At 64.6% G+C, this 16,256-nt stretch carries 12 protein-coding genes; 5 read left to right on the forward strand and 7 right to left on the reverse strand.

The window, feature by feature from the left end; all coding sequences use genetic code 11:
* Positions 1-11: 11 nt before the first annotated feature.
* Positions 12-950 carry a M15 family metallopeptidase gene (locus FVP60_RS06390; RefSeq protein ID WP_147825373.1) on the reverse strand — a complete coding sequence of 313 codons (939 nt, stop codon included), beginning with the start codon at positions 948-950 and terminating at the stop codon, positions 12-14.
* A 98-nt stretch (positions 951-1,048) separates the two neighbouring features.
* On the opposite strand from FVP60_RS06390, the gene FVP60_RS06395 reads away from it, so the two are divergent.
* Together FVP60_RS06395 and FVP60_RS06400 are read left to right on the forward strand one after the other, a co-directional pair.
* A complete protein-coding gene (locus tag FVP60_RS06395) occupies positions 1,049-1,978 on the forward strand; it encodes a quinone oxidoreductase family protein (RefSeq protein ID WP_147825374.1) in 930 nt (309 codons plus the stop codon).
* Between the two features lie 78 nt (positions 1,979-2,056).
* Positions 2,057-3,337 (forward strand): Rv2578c family radical SAM protein, encoded by a 1,281-nt coding sequence (locus tag FVP60_RS06400; RefSeq protein ID WP_147825375.1) that lies wholly within the window; start codon positions 2,057-2,059, stop codon positions 3,335-3,337.
* Between the two features lie 236 nt (positions 3,338-3,573).
* Here the strand turns inward: FVP60_RS06400 and FVP60_RS06405 are convergent, their stop codons facing one another.
* Both FVP60_RS06405 and FVP60_RS06410 read right to left on the reverse strand, forming a co-directional pair.
* A complete protein-coding gene (locus tag FVP60_RS06405) occupies positions 3,574-5,865 on the reverse strand; it encodes a DEAD/DEAH box helicase (RefSeq protein WP_147825376.1) in 2,292 nt (763 codons plus the stop codon).
* Positions 5,866-6,313: 448 nt separating this feature from the next.
* The gene (locus FVP60_RS06410; protein WP_147825377.1) at positions 6,314-7,216 is read right to left on the reverse strand and encodes a hypothetical protein; all 903 of its coding nucleotides are present in this window, start codon (positions 7,214-7,216) and stop codon (positions 6,314-6,316) included.
* A 91-nt stretch (positions 7,217-7,307) separates the two neighbouring features.
* On the opposite strand from FVP60_RS06410, the gene FVP60_RS06415 reads away from it, so the two are divergent.
* Both FVP60_RS06415 and FVP60_RS06420 read left to right on the forward strand, forming a co-directional pair.
* Entirely contained in the window at positions 7,308-7,892 is a 585-nt protein-coding gene (locus FVP60_RS06415) for a putative antibiotic biosynthesis monooxygenase (RefSeq protein WP_147825378.1), read from the forward strand.
* 117 nt (positions 7,893-8,009) lie between these two features.
* Positions 8,010-8,933 (forward strand): aldose 1-epimerase family protein, encoded by a 924-nt coding sequence (locus FVP60_RS06420; protein WP_246132473.1) that lies wholly within the window; start codon positions 8,010-8,012, stop codon positions 8,931-8,933.
* A 69-nt stretch (positions 8,934-9,002) separates the two neighbouring features.
* Here FVP60_RS06420 and FVP60_RS06425 read toward each other — a convergent pair whose 3' ends face one another.
* A complete protein-coding gene (locus FVP60_RS06425; protein WP_246132507.1) occupies positions 9,003-9,494 on the reverse strand; it encodes a VOC family protein in 492 nt (163 codons plus the stop codon).
* A gap of 369 nt (positions 9,495-9,863) precedes the next feature.
* Between FVP60_RS06425 and FVP60_RS06430 the strand changes: the two genes are divergently transcribed.
* Positions 9,864-10,694 (forward strand): AraC family transcriptional regulator, encoded by an 831-nt coding sequence (locus tag FVP60_RS06430; protein WP_147825380.1) that lies wholly within the window; start codon positions 9,864-9,866, stop codon positions 10,692-10,694.
* A gap of 13 nt (positions 10,695-10,707) precedes the next feature.
* Here FVP60_RS06430 and FVP60_RS06435 read toward each other — a convergent pair whose 3' ends face one another.
* The 3 genes from FVP60_RS06435 to FVP60_RS06445 all read right to left on the reverse strand — a co-directional run bounded on the left by FVP60_RS06435 (position 10,708) and on the right by FVP60_RS06445 (position 16,252).
* Complete coding sequence (locus FVP60_RS06435; RefSeq protein ID WP_147825381.1) at positions 10,708-12,273, reverse strand: DUF222 domain-containing protein; 1,566 nt, start codon at positions 12,271-12,273, stop codon at positions 10,708-10,710.
* 166 nt (positions 12,274-12,439) lie between these two features.
* On the reverse strand, positions 12,440-15,790 hold the full coding sequence (locus FVP60_RS06440) for an efflux RND transporter permease subunit (protein ID WP_147825382.1): 3,351 nt from the start codon (positions 15,788-15,790) through the stop codon (positions 12,440-12,442).
* A 90-nt stretch (positions 15,791-15,880) separates the two neighbouring features.
* Positions 15,881-16,252 carry a fluoride efflux transporter FluC gene (locus FVP60_RS06445; RefSeq protein ID WP_147825383.1) on the reverse strand — a complete coding sequence of 124 codons (372 nt, stop codon included), beginning with the start codon at positions 16,250-16,252 and terminating at the stop codon, positions 15,881-15,883.
* Positions 16,253-16,256: the final 4 nt, after the last annotated feature.

Below are 16,256 nucleotides of genomic sequence, written 5' to 3' on the forward strand. Positions count from 1 at the left end.
GTGGTTCCGGCTCAGCCGACGTAGTCGGGGGCGGCGGGGAGACCGAAGAACTCTTCGAGGGTGCGGTAGCCGCCCTCGTGATAGAGCGTTGCCAGTTCGACGCCGATGTAGCGCAGATGCCAGGGCTCTGCGGTGTAGCCGGTGATGCCCGTGGAGCCCTCTTCGTAGCGGGTGATCCAGCCGAAGCGCCACGCGTTCTCCGCCACCCAGGCACCCTGCGCTGATGCACCGAAGTCATCCAGGGTTCCGCAACTCGTGTCGCACGGGACGACGTCAGCCGTCAGGCCGGTCTGGTGTTCGCTGTGGCCGGGGCGGGCGCTCTGATGGTCGGCCTCAGTCTGGCCTGCGGCGTCGACCTGTGATTCGTAGGAGGCCGCCTGCGTGGCGTACGAGCGGAACCCGCTATTAAGCCCAATCGCCCCTGCGCCCTCGTTTTGCGCGGCGATGACCATGGCGTCGAATGCGGCCGCAGCCTCCGCCCGCAACTGTGGCGAGCCGGCGGGTCGGGTGACGGGTTGAGTGAGATCGGTCGGCCACCAGGTGGTGTCAGGGAAGGGCCGGGCCTTGTTGACCACAAACCATACGCTCGCGGGGTCGTCGGGCAGGAGGCACTTGTGGGTTCCGAGCACCACGGCGCGCCGGAACTGCTCCACCCCTCCGGCCGCCGAAATCACGCTCGAAACATTGGCGGTTGCCAGCGCTTCGGTCATTGACGGCAGCGAGCAAACGAAGGCGGTGGCGGGGACCGCGGTGAGCTGCGGAACCGGGAGGCTCACGACACTCGTCGGCTTGGGTGGCGACTGTGTCGACACATCTTGCGCAGCAGTCGGGCGGGCGGCCATGCCGATCGCGATGCCGAAAATGGCGGCCGCAAGCCCGACGGCGGCCACCACAATGAATGCGCGACGTGATCGCGCATGGTGGCGGGCAGCGGGGAGTACGGAATGCATTTCGTTATTTCAAGATCACGCCGTGCGTCTTCGGGTGACACAGGGTACATGCCAGCGTACCCATTCCGTGCGACGTTTGACGATGACATGATCAATGCATGACGTCTCTGCAGAAAGCCGTGCTCTACGACGAGGTCGGCGCCCCCACTGTTCTTCACCTCGCCGAGGTTCCCACCCCGGTTCCGGGCGACGAACGAGTGCTCCTTGAGGTGCGGGACGTCGGAATCAACCCCTACGACGCGAAGGTGCTTTCGGGGCGTTCGCCGCGAAATGCGGACTTTCCGCGCGGAATCGGCGGCGACGTCGCAGGCGTGGTGTCGGCTGTGGGCGCGGGCGCCGTCTATGCAGACGGAACCGCTGTGCAGGTTGGCGATGCGGTGTTCGGTTGGGGAGTGAACACCATGCGCCAGTTTGTGGTGGTGCGCGCGGTAAATATGGTGCGCGTACCGCAGGGGCTGTCGTTTGAGAAGGCGGGTTCGCTGGCGACGCCAGCGTTTGCGGCGAATGCGCTCGTGCACGCGCTCGCGTTGCCAGCTTCCGGCACGATTCTGGTGTCGGGCGCGACGGGAATGGTCGGCTCGCTCGTTGCGCAATGGGGTGTGAGGCAGGGGCTTCGTGTGCTCGGCACCGTGAGCGCCCGCAATTTTGATCGCGCGCGCGCGCTGGGTGTGGAACCGATCGAATACGGCGATGGATTGGGTTCACGTCTGGCCTCCGCTCTGGGTGACGACACCCTAGCCGCGGTGTACGACACTGTCGGCGAGGAGACGCTCGCCGCGGCGGTGCACGTGAATGCGCGCGCGATGGTGACGATTGCTGGCGACGAGGTTGCCGAACGATTCGGAGCCATCTCGACGACAACAACGTCGCGCGATGTGACGATGCTCGCGTCTCTTGCCGCCGATATCGCGACGGGGGCGATCGTCTACGAAGTGGCGCGTTCGTTCGAACTCGCCGATGTTGTCGCCGCGTTTGAATTGCTGGAGACCGGACATCCCCAGGGCAAGGTCGTGCTGCACGTCTCGTAGCCTCCGCCGTATCGCCAATTTTCGATTCTTTGTTCTAGAGTTATTGACAATTCTTTCGTAACTGTGTTCTATGGAACCATGCGATGGAACGGTCAACAACTCGGCGCCGTCGACGACGACGCCCTCCCCGGTATGGAACAACTGAGCGGCTTTGTGCGCTCAGTGACAACGCCCGAGTTTGCCAGCGTCACCTTTCACGAGGTACTGGCGCGGTCGGCGCTCAATCGCGTGCCGTCGTCGTCTCGCATGATGTTCGACTGGACAATTAATCCCTACCGAGGCTGCTCCCATGGCTGCGTGTACTGCTTCGCTCGCGGCACGCATGAGTATCTCGAACTAAATGCGGGTGAAGATTTCGCCAATCAAGTCGTCGTCAAGGTGAACATTGCCGAGGTCACCAAGCGTGAGGTTTCGCGCGCTTCGTGGGGGCGCGAACGCGTTCACCTCGGCACGAACACCGACCCGTATCAGCGGGCAGAAGGCCGTTACGGCCTCATGCCCGGCATCATTGATGCGCTGGCAGCCAGCGGCACCCCGCTGGCCATTTTGACCAAGGGCACCCTCCTGCGGCGGGACCTTCCGCTGTTGGTCGATGCCGCGCGCGAGGTTCCGGTATCCATCGCGATGTCGATTGCGGTGTTTGACGAGCGACTACAGCACAGCATCGAACCCGGCACACCGACGGCGGCGGCGCGGTTGGCGACGGTGCGAGCGGCGGTCGAGGCGGGTTTTCGGGTGCGGGTCTTTCTCATGCCGATCATGCCGCATCTCACCGACTCGATGGATTCGCTGGATGACGCCCTCGCCCAGATCAAAGCGGCGGGCGCGAGCGGTGTCACGTGGGGCGCACTGCATTTGCGCCCCGGCGTTAAGCCGTGGTTCATGCAGTGGTTGCAGCGCGAGCATCCTGACCTGGTCTCGTCATACCTCGGGCTTTACCCCGGCATGACGGCTGCCGCCCCGAAGGCGTACCGACAATGGTTGGGTCGGCGCATTCGGCCCCTCATACGCGCACACGGGCTGGCCGCGTTTGAGGATGACGACTACGGCGTCCGACCGGCGCGGCAGGGTTCTGCCGCCAACGCCGCGACGGGGGCTGCGCGGGGGATGATGCCGCTTGAGTTTGGGGCGGCGGATGGCACGGGCGTTGCGGGATCAGGGTCGGCAGGTGCAGGCGCGGGAGGCGGTGGTGCAGGCGCGGCAGGCGATGTCGGCGCAGGCTCGGGAGGAGATATCGGCGCGGCAGCTGCGGGATCGCGAACAGGCATGGGGCGTGCGTCGAGTCGAAGTGGCATGACTCCGGTGCGCAAGACGGGACGATTGCTGCCGCAACCTCAGGGGCCGTCGATGCTGTTCTAACCCGGAGACTAAGACGCGTCTAATCCGGAGAGACTAAGACGTGCGGTCCACTGCTTGGAGCGCTTGTCGAGCATTAGAGCGCTTGTCGAGCCCTGCTTGTCCGCGTTTCTCGCGCGTCGGGGGCGTGCGTCGGTTGGGGTACGTCCACCCGTTCGCATTTGGTGGCACGTGCGCGAACGGCCCGTCCAGACGAGTCTGAACGGGCCGTTGCGCGAATTGACTACGCGCTGATCAGATTACGCGGTGATCTCTTCGAGGGTCAGCGTGCGACCGGCGATCTCTTCGATCACGTCATCGCCGGCGCGGGCCTCGTCGAAGGGTGCTTCGATTTCGGCGCGGTCGAGGAGTTCGGTCATGCGGCGGCGACGCTGACGCGGGATCAGCGTGACGACACGACCGCTGTTGCCCGCACGACCGGTGCGGCCGGAGCGGTGCATGTACGTCTTGTACTCGTCAGGCGCGTCGGCCTGAACTACGAGGTCAATGTCATCGACGTGGATGCCGCGCGCGGCAACGTCGGTAGCGACGAGCACGTCAACGCGACCCGAGGTCATGCGCTGCAGGTTGCGCGTGCGCTTGGCCTGGTTCAGGTCGCCGTGCAGTGCAACGGCCGGGATTCCGGCGTCTTCGAACTGCTCGGTGAGCATTTCGGCGTAGGCACGGGTGCGGGTGAAGACCAACGTCTTGCCCTCGCGGTCGACGAGCGACGTGAGGATGTCGGCTTTTTCGCGGTGCTCAACAACCAAGACGCGGTGCTCAATGGTTCCGGAGTCTTGGTCTTCACCAGCGACTTCGTATACCGCCGGGTTCACGAGGAACTCGTTAACCAGTGCCTCGACCTCCGCGTCCAGCGTGGCGGAGAACAGCAGCTTCTGGCTGCCCTCATGCGTCTGGCGCAGAATGCGCTGCACCGGCTCAAGGAAGCCGAGTTCGCACATGTGGTCAGCCTCGTCGAGAACGGCGAACTTCACCTCAGAAAGGTCAAGCTTGCGCTGCTGGATGAGGTCTTCGATGCGGCCGGGGGTACCGATGATGATGTCGACGCCCTTCTGCAGCGCGCCCACCTGGCGGCCCTGCGGAACGCCACCGTAGATCTGCGTGGTGAAGAGTCCGACGCTTCGTGCAATCGGCTGCACGGTGCGGTCGATCTGCAGCGCGAGTTCGCGAGTCGGCGCGAGGATGATGGCAGACGGCTTGCGTCCGAACTCCCGCTTGATGCCCGCCCGCGAGCGCAGCAGCGCCTCGACGAGGGGTGCGCCGAAGGCGATGGTCTTGCCGGAACCGGTGCGGCCACGGCCCAGGGTGTCGCGACCCGCAAGAATGTCGGGGATCGTTGCAGCCTGAATCGGGAACGGGCTCGCGGCGCCGAGCTCGCTCAGGGCGCGCACGATGTTGTCGCCCAAGCCGAGCGCGCTAAACGTGGTTTCGGCGACGTCATCTGCCGACACTGCCTGCGCCTCGAGGCGCTCGAGAACGACGTCTTCGTGATCTTCGAACGACTTCTTCGTGTCGTTCTTGTTCCAGTCGGAGCGGTCGCCGCGGGGGCGGTCGTCACGGTTGAGTGCCGGACGCTCTGCGCGAGCAGGACGCTCGACACGAGTCGGGCGGTCATCGCGGAACGAGGGGCGCTCGGCACGAGCCGGACGCTCGTCGCGGAACGAAGGACGCTCGGCGCGGTCGTAGCGCGGACGCTCGCCGTCACGCGGCGCACGGTCGTTGCGGTTGAAAGCCGGGCGATCGCTGCGCTCGAAGCGACGCTCACCATCGCGCGAGCCGCGCTCCGCGCGGGCACCGCGGTCGTCACGGTTGTAGCTGGGGCGGTCGTCACGGTTGAAACGACGCTCGCCATCGCGCGGCGCACGCTCATCGCGGTTGAACGCCGGACGGCTGTCGCGACCGTTTGCACCGCGGTCGTCACGGTTATAGGCCGGGCGGTCGTCACGGTTGAAACGGCGCTCACCGTCGCGGGGAGCGCGGTCATCGTTCTGGAATCGCGAACGCGGGCCGTCGCGGAACACCGGACGCTCGCGGTCAAAGCGGGGGCGGTCGCCATCGCGGGCCGGACGGCCACCGCGACCGAAGTCACGCTCGCCACGGTCCTGACGGGGGCGGTCATCGCGGTTGAAACGGTCATCACGGTTGAAACGCGGACGCTCATTGCGATCGAAGCGATCGTTACGGTCGCCACGATCCGGGCGGCCAGCACCAGCGAAACGGTCGTTGCGGTCAGCGCGGTCGTTCCGCTCGCCGCGGTCGCGCATGTCGCCACGCTCGTGGCGGTCGAAGCGCGATGAAGCGTCGCGTGCGGGGCGACCGGCAGCACGATCCTGAACTCCGCGTGCGTGGTCGCGACCGGCGCGATCTTCGGCCGACCAGCGCGCCTTTGCGGGCGCTTCCGTCTCGGCGGGAGCCTGGTAGCCGCGGTGCGAGCGGCCGATACCCTGCTTGGTCGACTTCTTCCGCTCCGAGTAGCGCGGGTCAAAGTTCTTGGGCGCGCGTGAGCCGCCCGATTTGTGGTTCTTCGGCATGAAGTTACGTAGTCCTTGAGTTGTCGCACGAAAACAGCGCTCGCGCACACGCGAGTAACCCGGACTATCGTCGGCCGGGGCCATTCCTGTGATGTTCAGCACACCGATCGGTGCACATCATCGGCCCCTGAGGCTCACACAAAAGACTTTCCGCAGACGCGGTTGCCTCAATGCCGACACCCCAGTCTAACGGACATGCCCCTGAGAGAGAACCGTGCACCGGGAACCACGCAGAAGCGCGCGTGGAACCACGCAGCTGGCGGGCGTGGTGGGAACCGCGCAGCTGGCGGGCGCGCTGGCGCCAGCGCTGGCGGCGCCGTTGGCGGGGGCCATGCTGGCGGCGCAGTCGGCGGGTGCTACCTCCTGGCCCCGTGCACTTGGTTCCACACCCCGCGGTTCCGCACCCCGCGGTTCCGCACGGCCGCGCTACTCATCGTGGCGCGCCGGGTTACCGCCCCGCGCGACCACGCAATACGTATCGCAACGCCAGACCGATCACGGCCACCACAGCGGCGATGATCACCGCACGCAGCGAGAAGTCGACCATGAAGAGCGCCTCCCGGAACACCATGAGCGCGTACTCGGGGGCGCTCCGCCAGTCGTTGAGCATGACTCTCGATCCGAGTACGGCACCGGTTGCGGTGAGCGCTGCCGGCACGATCCACAGCAGCAACAGCGCCGCGATCGCGGCGGCGATACGCCCGATAGTGTGCACGCCGACGGCAACAATCGCAAGGCCCACAAGGATCGGCGATAGCCAACTGACGACGATGCCGAAGGCATAATGATCGCCATTCGGCGCAAGCACCATAGGCCATTGCATCAACCAGACGCCGAGAAAGATCGCGAACATGGCGACACCGATCAGCCACGCCGGCGACGCCCAACCGGTTCGGGCCAGCTCCGCGCCAGAGGCCACGCTACATAGCGCGCACGTGGCGAAGGCCGCGAGGAGCGAGAGCACCAGCATGAGCAGGATGACCCCGAAGTACAGTTGTGACTCGGTGTCGCCTCGTAGCCCGAGCAGGGTGACAACGGAGGACTGCAAAACGGCGATGAGCTGCACCGCACTCCCACCGAGCACGACCCACCAGCGCCGCGCACGTATCGCCGGAGCGAACGCCGCGATCAGGCCCGCCAATCCACCACCGACGATGAACATGGCGGCGACGGCATGCACGTAATACTGGCTGAACGGAACCAGCGCAAACGGCATATCGAGCGAGTCGGTGCCCCAGAGATTCTGCAGCGGCAACCGCGCCCCGGTGATCCACCAGGGCAAGAGCCCCACGCTGGCGCCAGCGACGCCGAGGGCGACCGCACTCATTCGGCTCTTCGTCGAAGCTCGCATTCGCACAGCCTAGGCACGCCAATCGCCACCACCGCGCTGTGACGCAGGGTTTCGTAATCATTCCGTCATCTGAGCAGTGTGGAATAGACGTATGGCACATGCTGATCCGATTACCGTCGCGATCGAGCGCCAGATCGATCCCACCCGAACGATCGAGGCAACAAGTTGGATGCAAGCAGGCGTTGACCTGGCTGCTGGATTCGACGGGTTCTTAGGTTCTGGCTGGGTTCGCGCTGGCGTCGAGAGCGAGCTCTGGTACATGCTCTACCGCTTCACCGACATCTCCACCCTGGAGGCCTGGGAGGAATCCCCGCAACGCAACTGGTGGCTTGACTCCGGCCGCGCGTTCGCCAAAGAGGTACGCACCGAACGACGCACCGGAATCGAGGGATGGTTTGACGCCCCGCTGGGCCTCGCGCTGGCTGACCCCGCAACCGGCCCGATTCAGCAGATCATTCCGCCGGCCCCGCCACGCTGGAAGCAGGCCATCAGCATTTGGCTCGGCTTCTTCCCCATGAACCTGCTGTTCTCGTGGCTGTTTGGCTTCATTCCCGGCTTCGAGACATTCCCGCTGCCACTGCGTGTGCTGATCTCGACGCTCGTTCTCACGCCGATCATGGCGTACTGGGTGCTTCCGTGGGTGACGCGCATGCTGCGCCCATGGCTGCAGCGATAGGCGGGAAGCTGGGCGGAACCAGTGGGGCGTCTCGGTGGGGGCGTCGGGACCCACGGTCGGTGAGGGTGTTGTGACCCACGGTCGGTGAGGACGTCGTGCCGGATCTACGATTATTCTGTGAGCCTTGATCCCACAGGTCGTCAGATTTTTCTCCGCACCGAGCGCGACGGGCGCGTAGTGACTGCGCAAATCGCGCAGGTCGGCGCAGCCCTGCGCCACCTCACCGTCGACGGCGTCGACGTGGTTCCGTCATACCCTGCCGGCGTGCCGGCGCCGTCCGCCTCTGGCATTGTGATGGTTCCGTGGCCCAACCGCGTTCGCCACGGCGAGTGGGAACTCGCCTCAAGTACGCAGCGACTCGCGATCTCTGAGCCCGCACGCGGCAATGCGAGCCACGGACTGCTGCGATTCACGGCATATGACGTCGCCGATGGCCCCGAATCGGTGACGTTGCGCGCCGATGTTTACCCGCAGACCGGGTATCCGTTTCATCTGCAGACTGCGGTGACCTATGCGCTTGTTGCGGATGGCATCGTCGTGACGCACGCGATCCGCAATGTGGGCGATGCGGCCGCGCCCGTGGCGATCGGTACACACCCGTACCTCGTGATTGGGGATGCGCCGGCGGACGACATCACGGTGACGTCGAGTGGAACCACGTATTTCGTGGTTGACGACGCGCTGGTTCCGGTCGGACGCGCGGGCGTGACAGCGGCGAACGACCTGCGCGACGGTCAAACGTTGGCCGAATTGGAGTTGGATACCGCCTATACGGAGCTGCGTCGCAATGCGGCAGGGCACGCCGTGCACACGCTACGCGACGGCGCTGGCCGCACCGTTTCGCTGTGGCAAGACGAGAGCTTCGACTTTGTTCAGCTCTACACCCAGCGACCGTACGCGGACCGCGCCGTGGCGATCGCGGTGGAACCCATGACGGCGCCGGCGAATGCGTTCAATTCTGGGGAGGGTTTGCGCTGGCTTGCGCCCGAGGAAGCCTGGCAGGCTCAGTGGGGCATTTCGTACTCGGGCGGGGATCGCTAGGCATTCGCTTTGCGGATCGCTTTGCTGGCCGCTCGATGACCGCTCTGCTGCTCGCTTGCTGTTGCGGCGCTAGGCGTTGCCGCCCATTGATGCCGCCCATTCGGCGACGCGACGGGCACTCTCCTCCTCTGAGATGTCTTCAACTCGGCTCATGACCGACCAGCGCACACCGAACGGGTCACGGATACTGGCGAATCTGTCGCCCGATACGAAGTTGCTCGGCGCTTCGCGTACGGTGGCTCCGGCTGCCGTGGCCGCGTCGACGACGTCGTCTACGTTGGGGACGTAGATTCCCATGGAGTAGCAGTCATCGTCACCCTCGGACATCGGAACCAAGTGATAGTCGGGCTGCGGCTCGCCGATCTGAAGGTGCCCGTCATCAAATGCGAGGTCGGCGTGCACGACGACGCCGTCGAACTCGGTGACATCGACGATGCGGGCGCCAAACACGTCGCGGTAGAACGCGATCGCTTCTCGCGCGTTGCGGATCGCGAGGAACGGCGTCAGGGAACTCGCGCCGTGGGGACGGCCGTTGGTGGTGTGCACGCCCGTGACGCCCATGGTGGGTTGGGCTTCGCCTGGGGTGGTGGTGGGTTCTTCGGGAGTGCTCATGCGGTAACGCTACTTCGCTGCGACGCGCCTGCGCTTGAATAATCGCGTCACGTTGACCGACGGACCGGGGAAGCGGGCTGGGTGCCGAGATGGTGGATACTGCGTGGCCGGGCTCACGGAGGGGTACCGCGATGTGCATTGCGGAGTCGGGTCGCGGATGCACGCTCCGGAGCCGCTGTCTCCCGACGCCTACTGCGGGCCGGAGCTGCCACCCGACGCCTGCCGCGGGTCGGGGGTGCCACCCGACGCCTGCCGCGGGTCAGGGCTGCCAACCGATGTCTGCTGCGGGTCAGGGTTTCCGACGCCTACGCTGGGTGCATGTTGGAGTCGTCTCGCGGAGTGCTGTATCCGTCGCGGCTGCCGTCCTTTCATCGGTTGGCTCCTCCGCCCGAGGTTGCGCATCTGGTGACATGGTTCTGGATTCCGCAGTGGCAGCTACCACCGGACGAATCGTCTCGGCAGGACATCGTCGCGTACCCGGCACTCAATCTGGTGGTCGACCCAACGCAGGTGACATTGGCGGGCGCGACGACTCGCGCATCACATCGGGAGCTTCGCGGCCATGGGTGGGCTGTTGGTGCGCTGCTGCGCCCCGCAGCGGTTGCGGCGTTCGTTGATGCACCCGCAGGGCTTGTCGATACCGAGCTCGTCATGGACGCACCCGATTTGCACGTGGCGATCGCTGCGGCGATGGTTCCGGAGTTCGACCATGACCACGCCACTACCGCCGCTGTCAGCAACCTCGTTGCCGCGGATCAAGCTCGGCGAGACCACGCGGTGGCGAAATTCTCGGCGTGGTTGTTGACCAGAGTCGGATCTCCGCCAGCCGCCGACCTGCATGCGAACGGACTCACCGAGATCTTCATGGGCGATGACTTCGCGCATTCAGTCGCTGAGGCCGCTGAGCGGCTTGCAGTGTCGAGCCGGACGCTACAACGCATCGCACATCGGTACGTCGGCTTGCCGCCGGCAGCCATGATTCGGCGTCGACGTCTGCAGGAGGCGGCCGATCGAGTGCGATGCGATCCAACCCTCGACCTCGCGGCGCTTGCCAACGAGCTCGGCTATGCTGACCACGCTCATCTCACCCGAGATTTCACCTTGGTGTTGGGAATGGCGCCGACAACCTACCGAAAATCCAGTCGCTAGTCGCATCGGAACGTTAAGGCGGGGACGGATCCGTCGGCGAATGCGAATCCGTCGGTGACTTCGAATCCGAAGTTAGGTCGGGCCTCACTTGAGAGGTCGGCGTTGAACTGCGCGGGATAGTCAGTCCCGCATCGCGATCCCCGCCGACGGAGCCACGCGCGCTCCCATTCCCGAGACCGTCGGTTTCAGAGTTGGTGTTTTCGTGCGCGACACCGCCGCTCGCCGCGTCACCCGTGGGATAGAACCGAAGGACCGGCGTTGGCGTATCGACGTAGGTGTTGCCTTCCGGGCTCGTCCACACGAGCACTCCATGCGGGCGGTGCGTAATCTGCCAGCGCGCAGCGTGCTTCATCGTGTGGTGACTCTTGCAAAGCAAAGCCAGATTGTCGAGATGTGTCTTGCCTCCATCGACCGCGGCGACGCTGTGGTCAATGTCGCACCGATGCGCCGGCTGACGGCACCCCGGAAACCGACAGTGCTCATCACGAACCCGTAATCGTCGCCGCAAATCTTCGCCCGGCCGATATCGATCAACGGCAAGCACTGCACCCGACACCGGGTGCGTCATTACGCGATCCCAGCCAGGCTCCCCACCCGCAAGTCTTCGCGCGGTCTCGGCATCCATCGGCCCAACGCCCACAAGGTCAGCGCCTGAGCTTGAGGCCGCAACCAGTGTCGTGACGGGAATCGTAACCTGAACGTTTGCGCGAATCGCAGAAAGTGCGTCACCATGCGCCAGCGGGGCGCCGGAGAGTGCGATATCCGCGAAGATATCCGCGCGAATCTCATCTCGACAGCGCTCGTCGTCAGGGTCGGACTTTTCGACACTGACCGCCATCGCAGTGAGGCGGTCATGGATGCCATGTGCGAGCACGGCAGGGAGCAGGGCGACGAGTTCGGCCATGCCATCTTCAACGTCGCGCACGATGACAGAGCGATGTCTGCGGGCGGCTTGGTGGCGCTCGCTGAGGCTTCGGGCGTGGATCTGATTCGCCACGCTGGGCAACACGGCCGCAAGTCGTGCGGGAGTCGAGATCGCCGCTCGCTCCAGCGCCGCGACCTCGTACTCGCTACGGACCTCGACAGGAAGCCCATCACTCGCCTTAACGATCTCCTGCACGTGACGCGACGTGATCTCGCCCGTGCGCAGTGATTCGAACGTCTGCGGAAAGCCGGTATAGACGGTGTACGCTTCGGAGATGCGGCGCTGAATCGTGCGATCACTCAGTCGCAGCACCGCACCGATCTCCGCACAAGCCGAACGCAGAATCATGTCGCGCTCGGCAATCGGCGTCGGCGACTCCTTCGAACGCAGATCGGCGTACTCGAAGACCGCCGCAAACAGCGCCGTCTCCATCGCGTCAAGCCCGGACTTTGCCGCTTGGATTTCGCGCAATGACTCGAGCGCGAATGCGAACCCGTCGCCTTTAGCGCCGCTGCTCGCGAGCTCGGACGACGCGGCCGGCGAGACCGCAGAACTTTCATGCGACCCCCGACCGCCATCACCTCGCGCCTGGCCCGGTGCGGAGCCAGCGGCGGAACCTTCAGCAGGTTCAGGCGGTGGCGGTTCGGTGGTCATGGGTTTATGTTGTCATGATTTACCGAACATATCTACTAATGTGAGAGAACTTTCATGGAAGATATCTTCGAGGCCCTGAAGTGCGGCACCGCGGCGACTCAATACAACCCCCATAACGCCAGAGCGGCGCACCGAGGAGTTCCCCCGATGCGCCGCAAGACGTGGTCTACGAACGACGCGAGCGTCGCGTTGGCGGCACAGCTCCATCCGCCCCGGTCAGCGCGGCGGACGCGCCATCCGCGCCGTCAGCACCGTCCGCGCCGCTACCGTCGTCACCATCAGCCCCGACCCCCGAACCCGAAGCACCAGAAGCACCCGAATCAGAAGCGCCAGAAACATCAGAAACAACCGGAATACTGCCCGTTCGTCGCGGCCCCGCAGACCCAGATCCAGGCCCACCATCACCCCCAGACCCAGCTCCCGAACCAGAAGCCCCAGACCCGCCAGCCCGCTTGGCCTGGCGACGTTCCTTCGCTCCCTCAACGAGGTTGTACAGCGTCGGCAGCACAATCAGCGTCAGTACGGTGGATGACACCAGGCCGCCGATCACCACAATCGCGAGCGGCTGACTGATAAACCCGCCGTGCCCGGTGATACCCAGCGCCATCGGCACGAGGGCGAAGATCGTGGCGAGTGCCGTCATCAGAATTGGGCGCAGACGCATTGATGATCCGGCGATCGTCGCGTCATACGTCGACAGCCCACGGTTGCGGTACTGGTTGACCAGGTCGACCAGCACGATCGCGTTTGTCACGACAATTCCGATCAGCATCAGCACACCGATCAACGACGGAACCCCGAGCGGAACCTGCGAAATGATCTGCAGGAGGATCGCACCCGTGGCGGCAAATGGCACCGAGATCAGCAGCAGCAGGGGCTGGCGCAGCGACTTGAATGTCGCCACCATCACGACATAGACGATCAAGATCGCGGCGAGCATCGCCAGGCCCAGCTGCGTGAACGCGTCGTTCTGCTGGGTCACGACACCGCCGAGGCTCGCGCTCGCACCCTGCGGCAGCTCAACGTCGGCCAGCGCACCGTTTACCGCGACGCTGGTGGCCGACAGGTCATCGCCCTGCGGGGTTACCGAGACGGTCGCCGTGCGCTGTCCGTTCTGCGTCGTGATCGATGCCGGCCCATCGGTCTGTTCGACCGTCGCGATATCGCCCAGACGCGTCAGACCCAGCGCCGAGGGAATCTGCATTTCGGCGAGTTCCGCAATCGTCATCGGCGGGTTCGCTGCGGCAATAACCACCGTCACCGACGTGTCGTTCATCTCAATGGTTCCGGCGTTCTGCGGCTGCATCGCGGCATTCACCATGCCGCCGACGACAACCTCGCTCAGCCCGACGGCGGCCGCCTTGTCGCGGTCAACCTCCACCGCGATGTACGGCTGCGCGGAGGCCAGGTTGCTGGTGACCTGCTCGACGCTGGCGAGGCCGGTCATTTTCTCCTGTACGGCGGCGGTCGCCTCCTCCAGCGTTGCGGAGTCAGGAGCGGTCACCTCGATCGCAATGTCACTCGAGCCGAGCGATGCGGCGGCCGCGATCGTCACCTTTCCGGCGTCGGAGAGCTCGGCGGTGCGCGACTGAATGTCGGCACGCACCTGCTCGATATCGGCGTCATCCGACAGCGTGATCGAAAACGTTGCGCCCGCGGAACCACCGCTGAAGGCATCCTGCAGAGCGGAACCACTGGAGCCGACGGAGGCAAGCACCGTCTCGACACCCTCGATATCGCGCAGCACCGCCTCAACTTCAGCAGCGGCGGCATCCTTGACGGCAAGGCTCGAGGCCGGCGGCATCTCCTGCTGCACCGTCATGGTGTTTTGGCCGGAGTCACCCAAGAAGTTGGTCTTCATGAACTGTGCTGAAAACAGCGTGCCGCCCAGCACCAGTAGCGAGACGATCAGCGTGACCGCCGAATGCTTGACGGTCCACTTCAGAATCGGCAGATACGCCTTCTGCAGTCGCGACGGCGGGGCGTCGGGGCTCTCCGGGTCGATGACGTTGCCGTCGGCGTCGTGAAGCTCCTTGCCCGGCTTCATGAACCAGTACGCGAGCACCGGAACAATGGTGAGGGCCACGAGAAGGCTGGACAGCATGGCGATGGTCACCGTCATCGCGAACGGACGGAACAGCTCACCGGTCATGTCGCCCACCAGCGCGATCGGCAAGAACACCGCGACCGTTGTGATGGTCGACGCCGTGATGGCGCCAGCCACCTCGCGCACGGCAAGCACGATCGATGCCATCTTGTCGGCGCCGCCGACGTAGTGGCGCTTGATGTTCTCAATCACCACGATGGAGTCATCGACCACGCGACCGATGGCCATGGTCAGCGCGCCGAGCGTCAGAATGTTGAGCGAGTACTCCATCGCCTGCAAACCCAGCAGCGTAATGAGCACGCTGGTGGGGATGGAGATTGCCGTCACAATCGTGGCGCGGAACGACAGCAAGAAGATCAGAATCACCAGCACGGCAAAACCGAGACCGAGCAGACCCTCCTGTGCGAGCGCCTCAATCGACTGCTCAATATAGGGGGCCTGATCGAAGATCACCGTAATTTCGCCGCCATCGAGCTGCGATTCCAGCTCGGGCAGAAGTTCGGCGATCGCGCGCGAGACTTCAACCGTGTTCGCCGTGCCGAGCTTCGTGATCGAGATCGTCAGCGCCTCTTCACCGTTGACGCGAGAAATCGACGTCGCATCCGCCGCGGCCAATTCCACGGTTGCCACGTCGTTAATCGTCTGCGCACCCGCCATCAGCTGGTCGGCGCTGGTCGCGACCAGCGGCAGTGCCGCGATGTCGTCAACAGAGGTCACCTTGGTTCCGGTCTGCACCGTCAGGGTCTTGTCTCCCTCGGTGACGGAACCACCGGGAAAGAGCACGCCGTTTTGCTCGAGCGCGTCAGAGATCGCCTGCTGTGAGAACCCGGCGGCGGCGAGTTTGGCCTGATCCGGGGTAATCACGATGCGCTGCGTAGTTGCGCCGAGAATCGACGCCTGGTTCACGCCGTCGATCTTTTCTAGCTCCGGAACCACGATGTTTTCCAGGCGCGTCTGAATCGTCTGCGCGTCGCCCCCAGAGACCGCGAGTTGCACGGCGGGGAGGTCATCAATCGACAGCAGCAACACCTGCGGGTCAACCGACTCCGGCAGCTGCGATGAAATGCGGTTGATCGCCTGCGTCATCTTCTGCTCGGCGGTGCCAAGGTCGGTGCCGTACGCAAACGATGCCTGCACAACGCTGGCGTTGGTCGTGCTCGTTGCCGTGGTGGTCTCCAACCCAGGAACGGCCTGAATCGCCGACTCAATGGGCGTTGAGACATCGGTATTCACGACCTCGGGCGACGCGCCGGGGTAGGTCGTGATCACCATCAGCGCAGGAAACTCAATCGACGGAATGAGCTCCTGTTTGAGGTTGACCAGAGCGAGGGAACCAAAAATCGCGGCCACGATGGTAATCAGGGCAATGAGCGCGCGGTTTTTCAGGCTAAGAACAGCAAGTTTGAACACGGGAAGCCTTGCGTTAGAGGTGACGAAAACAGTCGATGCTTAGTATTCCACGTGGCGTTCACCCCGTGTCTGGGAGCGTTCCCGGAGTATTCAGCCGAAAAGTGCGCCACCGGCCGCAACACCGACAGCGGCGGCCAGAACGCAGGCCGAAAACGTTCCCACAACGTTCACGGCGGCGGTGCGCCACTCACCCGCTCGCGTCAGCGTGACAGACGTGACCGCAACGGTCGAGAAGGTGGTGTACCCGCCGAGTAGCCCCGCCCCAATCACGGCGCCGAGCGGGTCGGCCGCCAGCAGCGCCACCACGATTCCCAGCACGAATGAGCCAGAGACGTTGACGATCCAGACCCCCAACGGAAAGCTCGACCGCGTGCGTCGCGTGATGACGACATCCACCACCCAGCGCAACACCGCACCAACGCCCCCGGCAATGCTGGCGGCAACAAAGGTTCCGATCTCCATGTCG

Source organism: Microbacterium mitrae (assembly GCF_008017445.1).
In the GTDB taxonomy this organism is placed as follows: domain Bacteria; phylum Actinomycetota; class Actinomycetes; order Actinomycetales; family Microbacteriaceae; genus Microbacterium; species Microbacterium mitrae.

Bases quoted from the DNA above. Each gene is read 5' to 3' on its own strand.
- FVP60_RS06415 (WP_147825378.1), top strand. From the start codon at position 7,308: ATGGCACATGCTGATCCGATTACCGTCGCGATCGAGCGCCAGATCGAT.
- FVP60_RS06390 (WP_147825373.1), bottom strand. From the start codon at position 950: ATGCATTCCGTACTCCCCGCTGCCCGCCACCATGCGCGATCACGTCGC.
- FVP60_RS06405 (WP_147825376.1), bottom strand. From the start codon at position 5,865: ATGCCGAAGAACCACAAATCGGGCGGCTCACGCGCGCCCAAGAACTTT.
- FVP60_RS06445 (WP_147825383.1), bottom strand. From the start codon at position 16,252: ATGGAGATCGGAACCTTTGTTGCCGCCAGCATTGCCGGGGGCGTTGGT.
- FVP60_RS06400 (WP_147825375.1), top strand. From the start codon at position 2,057: ATGCGATGGAACGGTCAACAACTCGGCGCCGTCGACGACGACGCCCTC.
- FVP60_RS06430 (WP_147825380.1), top strand. From the start codon at position 9,864: ATGTTGGAGTCGTCTCGCGGAGTGCTGTATCCGTCGCGGCTGCCGTCC.
- FVP60_RS06410 (WP_147825377.1), bottom strand. From the start codon at position 7,216: ATGCGAGCTTCGACGAAGAGCCGAATGAGTGCGGTCGCCCTCGGCGTC.
- FVP60_RS06395 (WP_147825374.1), top strand. From the start codon at position 1,049: ATGACGTCTCTGCAGAAAGCCGTGCTCTACGACGAGGTCGGCGCCCCC.
- FVP60_RS06425 (WP_246132507.1), bottom strand. From the start codon at position 9,494: ATGGGCGTCACGGGCGTGCACACCACCAACGGCCGTCCCCACGGCGCG.
- FVP60_RS06435 (WP_147825381.1), bottom strand. From the start codon at position 12,273: ATGACCACCGAACCGCCACCGCCTGAACCTGCTGAAGGTTCCGCCGCT.